At 73.8% G+C, this 14,987-nt stretch carries 12 protein-coding genes; 7 read left to right on the top strand and 5 right to left on the bottom strand.

Features of this window, described 5'->3' with window-relative positions; translation table 11 throughout:
• Positions 1–158 precede the first annotated feature (158 nt).
• On the top strand, positions 159–845 hold the full coding sequence (locus ACFYWM_RS08185; protein WP_389910487.1) for a hypothetical protein: 687 nt from the start codon (positions 159–161) through the stop codon (positions 843–845).
• 132 nt (positions 846–977) lie between these two features.
• Positions 978–2,693 carry a GAF domain-containing protein gene (locus ACFYWM_RS08180; RefSeq protein ID WP_389910484.1) on the top strand — a complete coding sequence of 572 codons (1,716 nt, stop codon included), beginning with the start codon at positions 978–980 and terminating at the stop codon, positions 2,691–2,693.
• Between the two features lie 217 nt (positions 2,694–2,910).
• Here the strand turns inward: ACFYWM_RS08180 and ACFYWM_RS08175 are convergent, their stop codons facing one another.
• From ACFYWM_RS08175 to ACFYWM_RS08165, 3 genes are all read right to left on the bottom strand, one after another.
• Positions 2,911–3,552: a response regulator gene (locus ACFYWM_RS08175; RefSeq protein WP_389910481.1), complete on the bottom strand. Its 642-nt coding sequence runs from the start codon at positions 3,550–3,552 to the stop codon at positions 2,911–2,913.
• Between the two features lie 79 nt (positions 3,553–3,631).
• Positions 3,632–4,306 (bottom strand): pyridoxamine 5'-phosphate oxidase family protein, encoded by a 675-nt coding sequence (locus ACFYWM_RS08170; protein ID WP_389910478.1) that lies wholly within the window; start codon positions 4,304–4,306, stop codon positions 3,632–3,634.
• A gap of 120 nt (positions 4,307–4,426) precedes the next feature.
• A complete protein-coding gene (locus ACFYWM_RS08165) occupies positions 4,427–4,891 on the bottom strand; it encodes a DUF1348 family protein (protein ID WP_389910476.1) in 465 nt (154 codons plus the stop codon).
• A gap of 283 nt (positions 4,892–5,174) precedes the next feature.
• On the opposite strand from ACFYWM_RS08165, the gene ACFYWM_RS08160 reads away from it, so the two are divergent.
• The 3 genes from ACFYWM_RS08160 to ACFYWM_RS08150 all read left to right on the top strand — a co-directional run bounded on the left by ACFYWM_RS08160 (position 5,175) and on the right by ACFYWM_RS08150 (position 10,870).
• Positions 5,175–6,194, top strand: coding sequence for a FecCD family ABC transporter permease (locus tag ACFYWM_RS08160; RefSeq protein WP_389910473.1), 1,020 nt, complete (start codon positions 5,175–5,177; stop codon positions 6,192–6,194).
• A gap of 2 nt (positions 6,195–6,196) precedes the next feature.
• Positions 6,197–7,219: a FecCD family ABC transporter permease gene (locus ACFYWM_RS08155; protein ID WP_389911112.1), complete on the top strand. Its 1,023-nt coding sequence runs from the start codon at positions 6,197–6,199 to the stop codon at positions 7,217–7,219.
• A 111-nt stretch (positions 7,220–7,330) separates the two neighbouring features.
• Positions 7,331–10,870 (top strand): amino acid adenylation domain-containing protein, encoded by a 3,540-nt coding sequence (locus tag ACFYWM_RS08150; RefSeq protein WP_389910470.1) that lies wholly within the window; start codon positions 7,331–7,333, stop codon positions 10,868–10,870.
• A 94-nt stretch (positions 10,871–10,964) separates the two neighbouring features.
• On the opposite strand, the gene ACFYWM_RS08145 is transcribed toward ACFYWM_RS08150, so the two are convergent.
• A complete protein-coding gene (locus tag ACFYWM_RS08145) occupies positions 10,965–11,372 on the bottom strand; it encodes a hypothetical protein (protein WP_389910467.1) in 408 nt (135 codons plus the stop codon).
• A 165-nt stretch (positions 11,373–11,537) separates the two neighbouring features.
• Positions 11,538–12,824, bottom strand: coding sequence for an enterobactin transporter EntS (gene entS, locus ACFYWM_RS08140; RefSeq protein WP_389910464.1), 1,287 nt, complete (start codon positions 12,822–12,824; stop codon positions 11,538–11,540).
• A gap of 78 nt (positions 12,825–12,902) precedes the next feature.
• Between entS and panD the strand changes: the two genes are divergently transcribed.
• Together panD and ACFYWM_RS08130 are read left to right on the top strand one after the other, a co-directional pair.
• Positions 12,903–13,310, top strand: coding sequence for an aspartate 1-decarboxylase (panD, locus tag ACFYWM_RS08135; RefSeq protein ID WP_389910461.1), 408 nt, complete (start codon positions 12,903–12,905; stop codon positions 13,308–13,310).
• Positions 13,311–13,313: 3 nt separating this feature from the next.
• Positions 13,314–14,885 (top strand): (2,3-dihydroxybenzoyl)adenylate synthase, encoded by a 1,572-nt coding sequence (locus ACFYWM_RS08130; protein WP_389910458.1) that lies wholly within the window; start codon positions 13,314–13,316, stop codon positions 14,883–14,885.
• Positions 14,886–14,987: the final 102 nt, after the last annotated feature.

Below are 14,987 nucleotides of genomic sequence, written 5' to 3'. Positions count from 1 at the left end.
CTTCCTGCCGCCGTGCGCCGCCCGCCGGGGCCGAAAGTCCTTCCGGGCAAGGGCTTCCGGGCTCGGGGGGCGAGCCGTACGGCACTGCCGTGAGATCCGGGAGAACGATGTGCTTGAGCCAAGGCAGCAGAGCGCGTCATAACCGGAGGAGATCAGCCATGGCGGGCACCAGGGGCACCCACGACACCCAAGGCACCCACGACACCCACGACACCCAAGGCACCCAGGGCACCCAGGGCACCCAGGGCACCCAGGGCACCGAGGGAGCCCGGGACACTCACAGAGGGCAGGGCACCCGGGGGGATCACCGCACCGAGGCCGGTGACCCCCTCGCGGAGGCCCGCCCGGCCGGGACCGGCCCCCGCCCGGTCGACTACGTCTGGGCGCTCGCCAGGATCGGCCTCGGCTGGATCTTCCTGTGGGCGTTCCTGGACAAGACGTTCGGCTGGGGCTTCGCCACGCCCGCCGGCCGCGCCTGGATCGCGGGCGGCAGCCCCACCACCGGCTTCCTCAGGGGAACCGGCGAGAACGCGCTCGGCGGGATCTTCGGCGCCCTGGCCGGGCAGGCGTGGGTCGACTGGCTGTTCATGCTCGGCCTGCTGGGCGTCGGCACGGCCCTCCTCCTCGGGGTCGGCATGCGGATCGCCGCCGTCGCCGGGGGCCTGATGCTGGGGCTCATGTGGGCCGCCGCGCTCCCGCTGGACACCAACCCCTTCCTCGACGACCACCTCGTCCACACCGTCGTACTGGCCGGGCTGGCCCTGGCGGGCGCCGGTGACACCCTCGGAGCGGGCGCCCGGTGGGCCCGCACCCCGCTGGTGCGGCGCCTGCCGGTCCTGAGGTGAGCGACGAGCCGGTACGCGAGAGCCCACCCGGATCCGGGTGGGCTCTCGCGTACCGGGGCCCAGAGCAGGCGATCACACGCCGATCACCCCCGGCGGGGAGGGGGACGCGTACCAGGGTGCAGACTCGGGGGTATGGCGAAGGGCGAGTCAGGGCCGCTGATCCCGCACATGAGGCTGGACGAGCTGCTGGAGGAGCTGAGGGAACGTCTGGAGGCGGTGCTGGCCACCCGCGACCGGGTGCACGCGCTGCTGGACGCGGTGGTCACGGTGGGCAGCGACCTGGACCTGGAGACCATGCTCCGCAGGATCGTACGGACCGCGACCACCCTCGTCGACGCCACCTACGGCGCGCTGGGCGTGGCCGGGGAGGGCGGCACGCTCATCCAGTTCGTCCCGGTGGGCCTGAGCGAGGAGGAGATCGCCGGCATCGAGCACTGGCCGCACGGGCTCGGCCTGCTCGGCCTGCTGATCAAGGAGCCGCGGACCCTGCGGCTGACGCGCATCTCCGACCACCAGGCCTCCTACGGCTTCCCGCCCGGCCACCCGCCGATGGGGTCGTTCCTGGGGGTGCCGGTGCGGGTGCGCGAGGAGGTGTTCGGCAACCTCTACCTGACCGAGAAGCGCGGCGGGGGCGAGTTCGACGAGGAGGACGAGGCGATCGTGACCGCGCTGGCCACCGCCGCCGGCGTCGCCATCGAGAACGCCCGCCTGTACGAGGAGACCCGGCGCAGGGAGATGTGGCTGCAGGCCTCGGCGGAGGTCACCACCAGCCTGCTGTCGGGCGTCGAGCCCGACCAGGTGCTCACGCTGATCGCGCGGCGGGCGCGGCAGATGGCCGGGGCCGACATCGTGGCGGTCCTGCTGCCGGACGAGACCGGCCGGGTCCTGCGGGCGGTCGTCGCCGACGGCGAGAACCACGAGCGGGTGGTGGACGCGGAGGCCCCGATCGCCAGGTCCCTGGCGGGCCTGGCGTTCACCGCGGGCGAGCCGATCACGGTCACCGACCCGGCCGAGACCGAGGTCCCGATCGTGATCGGCGAGTACGTCTCGCTCGGCCCGGTGGCCGCGGTGCCGATCGGCGCGGCGGGAGGCGTGCGGGGCGCGCTGTCGCTGGGCAAGCGCCAGGGGCGCGTCCCGTTCAACCAGGCGGAGGTGCGCACCCTGCACTCCTTCGCCGGTCAGGCCGCGATCGCCCTGGAGTTGGCGGAGAGGCGGATGGACGCCGAGCGGCTGGGACTGCTGGAGGACCGCGACCGGATCGCCAAGGACCTGCACGACGTGGTGATCCAGCGGCTGTTCGCGGTGGCCATGACGCTGATGAGCACGGTGCGGCTCGTCGAGCGGCCCGAGGCCGCGGGCCGGCTGCGCAACGCGATCGACGAGCTGGACGCCACCATCCGGCAGATCCGCTCGACCATCTTCGCCCTGCAGGCTCCCGGAGGCGACGACGAAGGGCTGCGCGCCCGGATCGTGGACCTGGTGGAGGGGGCGCGCGGCCACCTCGGCTTCATGCCGGGCCTGACCATGGAGGGACGGCTGGACACCGGCGTTCCCCCGGGGGTCGCCGAGCAGCTGCCGGCGGTGTTGCGCGAGGCGCTGTCCAACGTGGTGCGGCACGCCAGGGCGTCCAGGGTGGAGGTGTCGGTGAAGCTCGGCGAGAAGCGGCTCGTCCTCACCGTGACCGACGACGGCGTCGGCCTTCCCGCCGACGGCAGGCGCAGCGGGCTGCGCAACCTCCAGGACCGGGCCGAGAACCTCGGCGGGTCCCTCACCACCGAGACCCCGGAGCGGGGCGGCACCCGGCTGGTCTGGAGCGTCCCGCTCGACCGGGACGGCGCCGGTCCGTGAACCGCCGGCTGATCCCCCGGGGCGTCGGGGCCGCTCTCACCGGCCGGGGACGAAATCTCCCGCCTGCCGGGGCTCCCGCCTGCTGGGCTTCCCGCCTGAAGGGGGCGGAATCTTCGCCGGTCGGGCCGCAGCCCTCAGCGAGCCTCCCGCCGGTCGGGCCGCAGCCTTCAGCCGGGCTGGGACCGTAGCCCCCGGGCGGTCGCGGGCGAAGGCGTCGTCAGTTTCGCCGGTCGGCCTTCAGGCGGGCCGACAGGGCGGCCGCCTGGGTGCGGCGTTCCATGCTGAGCTTGGACAGCAGGTTGGAGACGTAGTTCTTGACGGTCTTCTCCGCGAGGTGCATCCGCTCGCCGATCTGCCGGTTGGTCAGGCCCTCGCCGATCAGTTCCAGGATCTGCCGCTCCTGGTCGGTCAGCGCCTCCAGGGGGTCCTTGCGGGTGGCCCGCTCGCGCAGCCGCGACAGCATGGCCGAGGTCGTCTGCGGGTCCAGCAGCGACTGGCCGCCCGCCACCGTGCGCACGGCGCCGACCAGGTCCGAGCCGTGGATCTGCTTGAGCACGTAGCCGGACGCGCCCGCCATCACCGCGTTGAACAGGGCGTCGTCGTCGGCGAAGGAGGTCAGCATCAGGCAGGCCAGCCCCGGCACGCTGGAGCGGACCTCCCGGCACACGTCCACCCCGCTGCCGTCGGGCAGGCGTACGTCCAGGACGGCGACGTCCGGCCGCAGCGCGGGGATGCGGGCCACCGCGGACTCGGCGGTCCCCGCCTCGCCGACCACCTCGATGTCGCCCTCGGACTCCAGCAGCGCGGCCACGCCCCGCCGTACCACCTCGTGATCGTCGACCAGGAACACGCGAATCATGTCTCGAACGCTAGTCCTCTCGCGGTCGCGCAGGTAGGGACCAAGGTCCCTCGTGCCGCCCCCTGTACGGCCGAGAAGGTCACGGGTCGTGCCTGATGCGGCGGCCGGTGATCTCGGTGGGGGTGATCGTGACGTACAGCTCGCGGTCGCCGCCCGCCCAGGCCTGGACGCCGGAGGACTCCGCGGCGGCCCGCTCCCCGGCGGAGGAGGCGTGGTGGGCGCCGCCCCTGACGAGCACGCTCCAGCCCGCGCGACCGGCCTCGTCGATCCGGTCGACCTCGAAACCGATCTTTAGCTCCACGCCCCGGACACCCGTGCGCAGGGGCTCGTCGAGCGGCCCGCCGAAGGCGGTGCGGAAGACGATCGAACCCTCGCGCAGCACGTAGTTGACCGGCAGGATCGCCGGGCCTCCGGGGTCGTTGAAGGCCACCCGGCCCACCCCGCCGGGGGAGAGCAGCCGCAGGCACTCCTCCGCCGTCAGCTCCTCCAGCCGGGACCCGGCGGCGGGACGGCCGCGGCCGGGCGGCAGGTTCACCGCGGCTCCCAGCAACTCCTCGACGCCGACCCCCAGGGCCGCCGCCAGACGGCTCACGGTCTCCGCCGACGGCGAGGCCGCGCTCTCCTCCAGGTATCCCACGTACCCGGCGTCGATGCCGGCCCTGTCGGCCAGCTCCTCGCGGCTCAACCCCAGGGACCAGCGCAGCCGGGCCACCCGCCTGCCCAGGTCGCCGGGGGTCGCCGTACGTTCGGTCATCACATCTCCCAATGAGAAGGTCGCGGACGGACCCATTCCACCGCGGCGACGGCCAGAGGGGGCAGGGGCCGAGGTCCCCGGGGCGTGGGCCTTTCGTCCGTCTCTGGAAGCACAGGTCCCTCAGAAGCCCAGGTCGCTCAGTCCCGGGTGGTCGTCCGGGCGGCGTCCCAGGGGCCAGTGGTACCCGCGGTCGGCCTCGGCGATGGGAAGGTCGTTGATGGACGCGTGCCTCGCGCGCATCAGCCCCTCCTCGTCGAACTCCCAGTTCTCGTTGCCGTAGGAGCGGAACCAGTTGCCGGAGTCGTCGTGGCACTCGTAGGCGAACCGCACGGCGATGCGGTTCCCGTCGAAGGCCCACAGTTCCTTGATGAGCCGGTAGTCCAGCTCCCTGGCCCATTTGCGCCGGAGGAACGCGACGATCGCCTCCCGCCCGTCGACGAACTCCGCGCGGTTCCTCCAGCGGGAGTCCGTCGTGTAGGCGAGGGCCACCCTCTCCGGATCGCGGGTGTTCCACCCGTCCTCCGCGAGCCGTACCTTCTGGACGGCGGTCTCGAAGGTGAAGGGCGGGACCGGCGGACGTGTCATGTCACCATCTCCATGGTCGTGCCTCGCGTGACGGGAGTACGTGAGAGGCGGGCTTCCGTTGCGGAGAGGACCGCGCCACGTCGGCTCGTCCCGGACGCGCGTGTCCCGCCGCCCGATCCGGCGTGGCCGCCTTCGTGCACGCTAGGGAACCGGCGGTTCGCGTACGGACTCCGCCGCGCGTGTTTGGCGGTTTCCCGAGGTGGCGGCGCCCCTTCCTTGGGCCGTCGCGCGTCGCCAGGGCCGTTCGTCGCCACGTCGGTTAGGTTAGGCTAACTTGAAGCGCGTGTCTCCTCCCGAAAAGAGCGCGTACCTCCCCAGAAGGCTGGCCGGGCTGGGCCTGCTCGCCGGCCTGTTGCTGCTCGCCGTGCTGGCGAGCATCGTGATCGGCGCCAAGCAGATCCCGCCGGCCCAGGCCCTCTCCGGGGTGTTCTCCCCGGACGGCTCGGAGAACGCGCTGATCGTCCAGGAGCTGCGGCTGCCGCGCACGCTGCTGGGGGTGGCCGTCGGGGCGGCGCTCGGGCTGGCGGGCGCGCTCATGCAGGCGCTGACCCGCAACCCCCTGGCCGAACCCGGCCTGCTCGGCGTCAACGGCGGCGCCGCGGTGGCGGTCGTGACGGTGATCGCCCTGTTCCGGGTGGACGACGTCCTCGTCTACGTGTGGGCGGCGTTCCTCGGCGCCGCCGGGGCCGCGCTGCTGGTCTACCTGATCGGGTCGCGCGGCCGTTCCGGCGCCACGCCCGCGCGGCTGGTCCTGGCCGGGGCCGGGATCAACGCGGTGTTCAGCTCGCTGACGGCGGGGATGATGCTGCTCAGCCCGCGCAGCTTCAACAGCTTCCGTTTCTGGCAGGTGGGCTCGCTGTCCGGGCGCGACCTCGGTGTCTTCGTCCAGATCGGACCGTTCCTGCTGGCGGGGGCGGTGCTGGCGCTCTGCCTGGCGCGCCCGCTCAACGCCCTGGCCCTGGGGGAGGAGACGGGACGGTCGCTGGGTGCCCGGCCGGGCCGGACCCGCGCGCTGGGGGCGCTCGCGGTCGTGGTGCTGTGCGGCGCCGCCACGGCGGCGGTGGGGCCGATCGCGTTCGTCGGGCTCGCGGTGCCCTTCGTGGTCCGGGCGCTGGTGGGGCCCGACCAGCGCTGGGTGCTGCCGTACTCGCTGCTGCTGGCGCCGGTGCTGATGCTCGCCGCCGACGTCGCGGGGCGGGTGGTCGCGGCGCCCGGCGAGCTGGAGACGGGCATCGTCACCGCGTTCCTGGGCGCTCCCCTGCTGGCACTGATGGTCCGTCGCGGAAGGGTTCCCCAGCTGTGAGCATGAGTCGTGTCCTGCGCGTCGGGACGGTGTCCCTGCGCTGGCGGCCGCGCGTCGTGGCGGCGTGCGCCGTACTGGTGGCCGTCGCGCTGGGGGCGGCGGTGGCCGTGGTCGGCAGCGGCGACTTCCCCGTCTCCGCCACCGAGGTGATCGGGGCGCTGACCGGGCAGGGCGACCGGGCCACCGAGTTCATCGTGGTGACGCTGCGCCTGCCCAGGGCGCTCACCGGCCTGCTCGCCGGCGCGGCGCTCGGCCTGAGCGGGGCCATCTTCCAGAGCGTCACGCGCAACCCGCTGGGCAGCCCCGACATCATCGGGTTCACCACGGGCTCGGCCACCGGCGCGCTGCTGCAGATCCTCGTCGTCGGCGGCGGCACCGCGGCCATCGCGGCCAGCTCCGTCGGCGGCGCGGTGCTGACCGCGCTCGCCGTCTACCTGGTCGCCTACCGGGGCGGGGTGCACGGCTACCGGCTGGTCCTGGTCGGGGTCGCCGCGGCCGCGATGCTGGAGGCGTTCAACGCCTACCTCGTCACGCGCGCGGAGCTGCGCGAGGCGTACGAGGCGGCGTTCTGGCTCACCGGCAGCCTGAACGGCAGGGGCTGGGACCACGCGTGGCCGCTCGTCGTGGCCGTGGCCGTGCTCGTGCCGTTCGCGCTGGCCTTCGGGGGGCGGCTGCGCATGGGCGAGCTCGGCGACGACGCGGCCCAGGCGCTCGGCGTGCCGGTCCAGCGGACGCGGGCCGCGCTCGTGGTGGTCGGGGTGGCGCTGGTGGCGGTGGCGACCGCGGCGGTGGGACCGGTCCCGTTCGTCGCGCTGGCCGCGCCGCAGCTGGCGCGCGGGCTCACCCGCAGGCCCGGTACGCAACTCGTGCCCGCGGCGCTGATGGGCGCGACGCTGCTCGTGGTCAGCGACCTGGTGACGCTGCGCCTGCCGGTCGCGCTGCCGGTCGGCGTCGTCACCGGGGTGCTGGGCGGCGTCTACCTGGTCTGGCTGCTGTCGACCGAGGGCGGGAGAGGGCGGGCGTGAGGGACCTCTCATTCCGAGGCGGCGGTGAATCGCCTGAGATGTCATAAGGCGCGCGTTGACGCCCGAACGCTCCTAAATTAGGTTAGCCTTACCTGACTTAAGGGGAGCTCTGTGCTGACCAGGGAAGAACTGCACCGTTCGCTGACAGAACTGCTCGGGGAGCAGGTAGAGGCGCACGACAACCTCATCGAGCTGGGCATGGACTCGATCCAGCTGATGGGACTGACCGGCCGGCTGCGCCGCCTCGGCGTCGAGGTCGGTTTCGCCGAGCTCGCGAAGCGGCCCACGCTGGCGGAGTGGCTGGAGTTGCTCACCGAGCGCGGTGCCATCGCACCGCAGCCGCAGCCGCAGCCGCAGCCGCAGCCGCAGCCGCAGCCGGGCCCGGTCTCCGGTTCCGGTTCCGGCTCCGGCCTTGACTCCGCTTCCATCTCCGGCTCCGGCCCCGGTGTTAACCCCGACCCCGGCCTCGGTTCCGAGCGGGGAGCCGTGGAGCCGGACGGGTCGTTCCCCCTCGCGCTCATGCAGCACGCCTACTGGATCGGCCGCGACTCCGGCCAGTCGCTCGGCTCCGTCGCCGCGCACCTCTACGTGGAACTCGACGGCCGCGAGATCGACCCCGTCCGGCTGGAGGCGGCCGTCGTGGCGCTCGTCGAGCGGCACCCGATGCTGCGGGCCGCCATCTCCGACGACGGCACCCAGCGCATCCTGCCGGAGCGGCCGGGGCCCGCCGTCACGGTGCACGACCTGCGCGCCGTACCTGACGCCGCCGGGGAGCTTGAGCGGCTGCGCGCCGAGATGTCCACCCAGCGGCTCCCCATCGAGACGGGCCGCGTCTTCGACGCGCGGCTGAGCCTGCTGCCGTCCGGCGCGGCGCGGCTGCACCTGGACGTCGACATGGTCGCCGCCGACGCGATGAGCTACCGCACGATGCTCGCCGACCTCGCGGCGCTGTACGAGGGCGAGAGCCTGCCGCCGATCGGCTACAGCTACGCGCGCTACCTCGCCGCCGACCCGCGCGCCGAGGCCCGTGCCCGCGACCGGCGCTGGTGGGGCGAGCGGCTCGGCGAGCTGTCCGGGCCGCCCGAGCTGCCGGTCGTGGCGCAGCCGGGTGACCGGGTCGTCCGCAAGCACCACTGGCTCGCCCCCGAGGACAGGCAGCGGCTGATCGCCCGCGCCCACCGGGAGGGCGTCACCCCGGCGATGGCGCTCGCCGCCGTTTTCGCCGAGGTGATGGGCGCCTGGTCGGCGACCCCGCGCTTCCTGCTGAACCTGCCGCTGTTCCACCGCGAGCCGATCCACCCCGACGTGGACGCCCTGGTCGGCGACTTCACCGGTTCCATCCTCCTCGAGGCCGACCTGTCGCGGGAGCTGCCGTTCACCGAGCGCGCCCGCGAGCTGCAGGCGCTGCTGCACACGGCCGGAGAGCACAGCGACTACTCCGGCCTGGAGGTGCTGCGCGACCTGTCGCGGGCGCGGGGCGAGCAGGTGCTCGCGCCGATCGTCTACACCAGCGCGCTCAACCTCGGCGAGCTGTTCGGCGACCGGGCGCGGCGCAGCTTCGGGGAGCCGGAGTGGATCATCTCCCAGGGCCCGCAGGTGCTGCTCGACGCCCAGGTCACCGAGGTCTCCGGCGGGCTGCTGCTGAACTGGGACGTGCGCGACCCCGCCTTCCCCGAGGGCGTCGCCGACGCGATGTTCGCCGCCTACACGGGCGCGATCACCCGCCTGGGCGCGCCGGACGCCGACTGGGCCGAGCCGCTGCGGATCGGCGCCTCACCGCACCAGCTGCGCCTGCGGCACGAGCTCAACGCCCAGCCGGCGCTGCCCGCGCGGACGCTGCACGAGGAGTTCTTCGCGCGGGCGCGGGACACCCCCGATCTCGCGGCGCTGCACTGGGGCACCGGCGACGCCGAGGACGCCGGGGGCACGCTCACGTACGGCGAACTGGCCGACCGCGCCCTGCGCGTCGCCGCTCATCTCGTGGAACGGGAGGTACGGCCCGGAGACCGGGTCTCCGTCGAGCTGCCCAAGGGGCCCGACCAGGCCGTGGCGGTGCTCGGCGTACTGGCGGCCGGGGCGGCGTACGTGCCCGTCGGGGCGGGGCAGCCCGCGGCCCGGCGGGAGCGGATCCTCAAGACGGCGGGGGTCGCGGTCTCGCTCACCTCGGCCGTGACGCACCCCGCGCCGCTGGACGCGCCGGTGCCCGTCTCCCCGGACCAGGTCGGCTACGTGCTGTTCACCTCGGGCTCCACCGGGGAGCCCAAGGGCGTCGAGGTCTCGCACCGGGCCGCGACGAACACGATCGGCGACCTGGTCGAACGGTTCTCGATCGGCGAGGGGGACGTGTCGCTCGCCGTGTCGGCCCTCGACTTCGACCTGTCGGTGTTCGACCTGTTCGCCCTCTGGTCGAGCGGGGGCGCCGTGGCGATCCCCCTGGAGGACGACCGGCGCGACGCCACCCGCTGGGCCGAACTGGCCGGGCGGTGGTCGGTGACCGTGCTGAACTGCGTGCCCTCGGTGCTGGAGATGCTGTTGCGGACGGGCCCCGTGCCCAGCCTGCGGCTGGTCCTGCTCGGCGGCGACTGGGTCGGCACGCACCTGCCCGCGCTGCTGCGCGAGCGCTCCCCGGGGGCCAGGTTCGTCGCGCTCGGCGGTACGACGGAGACCGCCATCCACTCGACCGTCATCGAGGTGGAGGGCGAGGTGCCCGCCGACTGGACGGCGGTCCCGTACGGCGTCCCGCTGCGCGGGGTGGCCTGCCGGGTGGTGGACGAGATCGGGCGCGACCGCCCCGACTGGGCGCAGGGCGAGCTGTGGATCGGCGGCGCCGGGGTCGCGGACGGCTACAGCGGCGACGCCGAGCGCACCGCCGACCGTTTCGTCGTCCACGAGGGCACCCGCTGGTACCGGACCGGGGACATGGCCCGCTACCGGCCCGACGGCACGCTGGAGTTCCTCGGGCGGCGCGACCACCAGGTGAAGGTGCGCGGCTTCCGGATCGAGCTCGGCGAGGTCGAGACCGCGCTGGAGAACCACCCCCGGGTGCGCCGCGCCGTCGGCCTGCTCGCCGACTCGCGGCTCGCCGCCGCGGTCGTGCTCACCGGGGAGGCGGGGGAGACGCGGGAGACGCGGGAGACCGGCACCGAGGAGCTGCTCGCCCACGTACGGGAACTCCTGCCCCCGCACATGGTCCCCGACCTGCTGGTGACCCTGGACGAGCTGCCGCTCACCGCGAACAACAAGGTGGACCGCAGGGCGCTCGCCGCCCTCGTCGCCGCCGCGGCCGGGGAGACGGGCACGCCCTACACCGCCCCGGGCAGCGCGCTGGAGCGGGTGCTGGCCCGGGTCGTCGGCCAGGTGCTCGACGTGCCGAGGGTCGGCGCGCACGACGACATCTTCGCCCTCGGCGGCGACTCGGTGCTGGCCACCACCGTCATCGCGCGGCTGCGCGAGGCGCTCGACGCCTCCTCGCTCCCGCTGCGGGCCCTGTTCACCGAGCGGACCGTGTCACGCATCGCCCACCGGTTCACCGAGGTGGAGGAGACGCCCGGCAGGCTGGAGGCGGTCGCCGAGATCTGGCTCATGGTCGAGGGCATGTCCGAGGACGAGCTCACCGAGCGCCTGGGCGCCGGGGAGCCCGGCCAGCCCTGATGGCGGCCGCCCCGGGCGGCCCGTGACGTCCCCGGCGGAGCGCGGCCGCCGGGGCGATCACGGTCAGCGCAGGCCGAGTCGTGGGCGCGGGGAGTCAGCGGGGGGCGAGCCTCAGCACCGCCTTGGTGCGGGAGAGCGACACCACTCGTATGCCGATGCCGTTGACCGACCCCGTCGAGCGGAGGCCGAGCACCGCCTGCGAGGTCACCCCCGGCCCGGTGGCCCGTACCCGTACGGAGGTGCGGTTGAAGGAGATGGACAGCCGGGTGACGCCGAACCGGGGGCTGACCTTGAAGCGCACCGCCTTCGAGAGGGTGAGCTTGCACCTCCCGTCGTAGCACGCCCGGAGATTCGGCTTCGCCGCGTTCGTCACCGGGGCGGCGGCCGAGACCGGTGCGAGGGCGGCCGTCCGTGCTTGCGCCGGTGTCAGGCCGGAGTGCGCCGGTGCGGTGCCGCCGGTCAGGGCGGCGGCCAGCAGGAGGGCAACGGTCGTCTGAGCCATGTTCTTCCTCTCGTCGTTCCTCCGGACTTCACCCGGGAGCGGGCGACGGCTCGCCGGCCGGGTGTCGTCGGTGGTCGTACGTCGGCATGGAATATGACGGGTTTGCTGTCACTCCTCACCATCTGACAGAGACGGCCGTTTTTCCAGCCGTTCCCCCACACCGCCTCAGCCGGTTCCGCCGGGGTGCTTCGGGTTCAGGGCCTCCTGCGGTTCGGTGTCCCGCGGGCCGGCCTCCAGGGTGGCGCCGCGCAGGCCGGTGAGGGTGAGGGCGAGTGCCAGGGCGAGGGCGGCGCTGGCCGCGCCGTACACGACGATCGCGGTGCCGGGGGCCAGGTAGCGGCCGAGCGCGCCCGCGCCGAGCGCGCCGACGGCCTCGCCGCCGGTCTCCTGGGCGGCCCACAGCGCGTTCACCCGGCCGAGGTAGCCGTCGGGGGTGTGCGCCTGGATGAGGCCGTAGCGCAGGATCTCCTCGATGGACGCGACCAGGCCGTACCCGAAGAGGATCGCGACGGCGAGCGCGGGATGGGTCGCGAGCCCGAGGCAGGCCAGGAGCGCGAAGCCGCAGACCGACGCGACGAGCAGCGCCCTGCCCGGGGCTCGCGTGCGTCCGGCCCAGCCGCTGGTGACCGAGCCGAGCACCGCGCCGCAGGCGGGCGCGGCGTAGAGCAGGCCGATCGTGGCCGGGCCGCCGCCCAGCTGCAGGGTCGCGAACGCGGGCATGAGCACCGGGATGCCGCCCGCCACCATGAACAGCAGGCCGAGCAGCATGAGCGAGCCGACCACGCGGTGCGAGGCGACGAACCGCAGTCCCGAGGCGATCGCCCGCAGCGGGTTCTCCGTGACCTCGGCGACCGGTCGCAGGGCGGGCAGCCTCGTCAGCAGGCCGAGGGTGGCGAGCGTCCCCACGGCGGCGGCCGCGTAGTTCCAGCCGACGCCGAACGCCGACACGGTGAGGCCGCCGAGCGCGGGGGAGAGCATCGAGCCGAGCCGTACGGTCAGCGCGTTGAGCGCGCCCGCCGCGACCATCTTGTCGGGCGGGACCAGGGCGGGGGTCGCGGCGAGCAGCGCGGTGACGCTGACGCCGGTCGCCAGCCCGTCCCAGGCGGCGAGCACGTAGATCGCCGCCAGCGAGGGGGAGGGCAGGAAGGCGTTCAGCGTCAGCAGCGCGAAGCCGAGCCCGGCCGCGGTGCGCGCGACCAGCATCAACCGGCGCCGGTCGTGCCGGTCGGCCAGCACGCCGCCCCACAGGAACCCCGCGAGCAGCGCGAAGCCCTCGGCCGAGGAGACCGCGCCGACGTGCACGGTCGAGCCGGTCATCGCGTAGACCTGCACGGGCACCGCGACCATCAGCATGCCGATGCCGAAGACCGACACGGTGCGCGCCACGAACACGTCGCGGAAGGCCCTGCTGGTCCGGAGCGGGCTGATGTCCATGGCCAGGCGGCGCAGCATCTTCGGGGTTCTCCTCGGCGGACGGAGTGGATAAGGTGAGGCTTACCTTAGTTGACCTTAAGGAAAGAGGACAGACCAGTGCAGCGGGTCCTTATGAACGGAAAAATCCACCGTGCGACCGTGACCCAAGCGGACTTGCACTACGTGGGTTCCCTGACGATCGACGCCGAGCTGATGGCCGCCGCCGACATCGTCGAGGGCGAGCAGGTCCACGTCGTCGACATCGACAACGGCGCCCGCCTGGTCACCTACGCCATCACCGGTGAGGCGGGCAGCGGGGTCATCGGCGTCAACGGCGCGGCGGCCCACCTGGTCCACCCGGGGCACCTGGTCATCATCATCTCGTACGGGAACTTCGACGCCGCGGAGGCGCGGGAGCACCGGCCCAGCGTCGTCCACGTGGACGGGGCCAACCGTGTCGTCGCGCTCGGCACCGACCCGGCCGAGCCGGTCGCGGGCGCGGTGGCCCAGATCGCGGGGCGGTGAGTCGTGGAGGGATTCACCCCCTGGCCCGAGGAGTTCGCGGCCCGCTACCTGGCCGAGGGCTACTGGAGCGACCGGCTGCTCGGTGACGTGCTGGGCGGGGGCGACCCCGGGCGGACCGCCCTGGTGGCCGGGGACGAGCGGCTGACCTACGCCGAGCTGGACCGCCGCGCCGGGCGCACCGCCGCCGGGTTCGCGCGGCTGGGCATCCGGCGCGGCGACCGCGTCGTGGTGCAGCTGCCCAACACCACCTCCTTCGTCGTCGTCTTCCTCGCCCTGGTCAGGATCGGCGCCGCCCCGGTGCTCGCCCTGCCCGCGCACCGCAGCAGCGAGATCGGCTACCTGTGCGAGCTGAGCGAGGCCAGGGCGTACGTCGTCCCCGACACGCACGGCGGGTTCGACTACCGCGACCTGGCCCGGTCGCTGGCCGTGGAGCACGTCGTGGTGGACGGGGACGCCCAGGAGTTCACCGCCCTGGCCGACCTCGACACCGATTCCGACTTCGTGGAGTACGAGCGGCCGGAGCCGGCCGACGTGGGGGTGTTCCTGCTCTCCGGTGGCACCACCGGGCTGCCGAAGCTGATCCCGCGCACCCACCGCGACTACGTCTACAACCTGGAGGCCAGCGCCGAGGTCTGCGGCTTCGACAGCGAGACGGTCTACCTCGTGGTGCTCCCGGTCGCGCACAACTTCGCGCTCGCCTGCCCGGGGGTGCTGGGGGTGTTCGCCAACGGGGGCACCGTCGTCCTGGCGCCCTCCGGGTCGCCCGACGAGGCGTTCCCGCTCATCGAGCGGGAGCGGGCGACGGTGTGCGCGGTGGTGCCGCCCATCGCGCTGCTCTGGCTGGAGGCGGCGACCTGGTCGCAGGAGGACCTGTCGTCGCTGCGGCTGCTGCAGGTGGGCGGGGCCAAGTTCGCCGCCGAGCGGGCCAGGCAGGTTCCCGGCGTGCTGGGCTGCGAGGTGCAGCAGGTGCTGGGCATGGCCGAGGGGCTGCTCAACTACACCCGGCTGGACGACCCCCGCGAGCTGGTCGACACCACGCAGGGCAGGCCGCTGTCCCCGGCCGACGAGATCCTGGTGGTCGACTCCGACGGCGCCGAGGTCGCCCCCGGCGAGGTCGGCGAGCTGCTCACCCGGGGCCCGTACACCCTGCGCGGTTACTACCGCGCGCCGGAGCACAACGCGCGGTCCTTCACCCCCGACGGCTTCTACCGGACCGGGGACCTGGTGCGCGTGCTTCCCTCCGGCCACCTCGTCGTGGAGGGCCGCGACAAGGACCAGATCAACCGGGGCGGCGACAAGATCTCCGCCGAGGAGCTGGAGAACCACCTGCTCGCCCACCCGGCGGTGCACGACGCGGCCGTGGTCGGCCTCCCGGACGAGGTGATGGGGGAGCGGACCTGCGCCTTCCTCATCGTCCGGGACCAGGCGCCGACCCTGCGGGAGGTCAAGCGGTTCCTCAAGGAGCGCGGCGTGGCGGGGTACAAGTGGCCCGACCGGATCGAGCTGGTGGAGACCTTCCCCCGCACCCCGGTGGGCAAGATCAGCAAGAAGGAGCTCGCCGCGAGCCTGCGCTGAGCTTCTGTCCGTACGCGTGAGGGCGCCGGTGAGACGCCGGCGCCCTCACGCGTATGGAGGCGCGTGAGGGCGGACGGTGCGCGGGGGCGGCCGGGGTGGTGT

Origin of the sequence: Streptosporangium sp. NPDC002721, assembly GCF_042888905.1 — a bacterium.
In the GTDB taxonomy this organism is placed as follows: domain Bacteria; phylum Actinomycetota; class Actinomycetes; order Streptosporangiales; family Streptosporangiaceae; genus Streptosporangium.
Note: the sequence above shows the minus strand (reverse complement) of the source record. Positions and strands in the feature narration are given on the sequence as shown.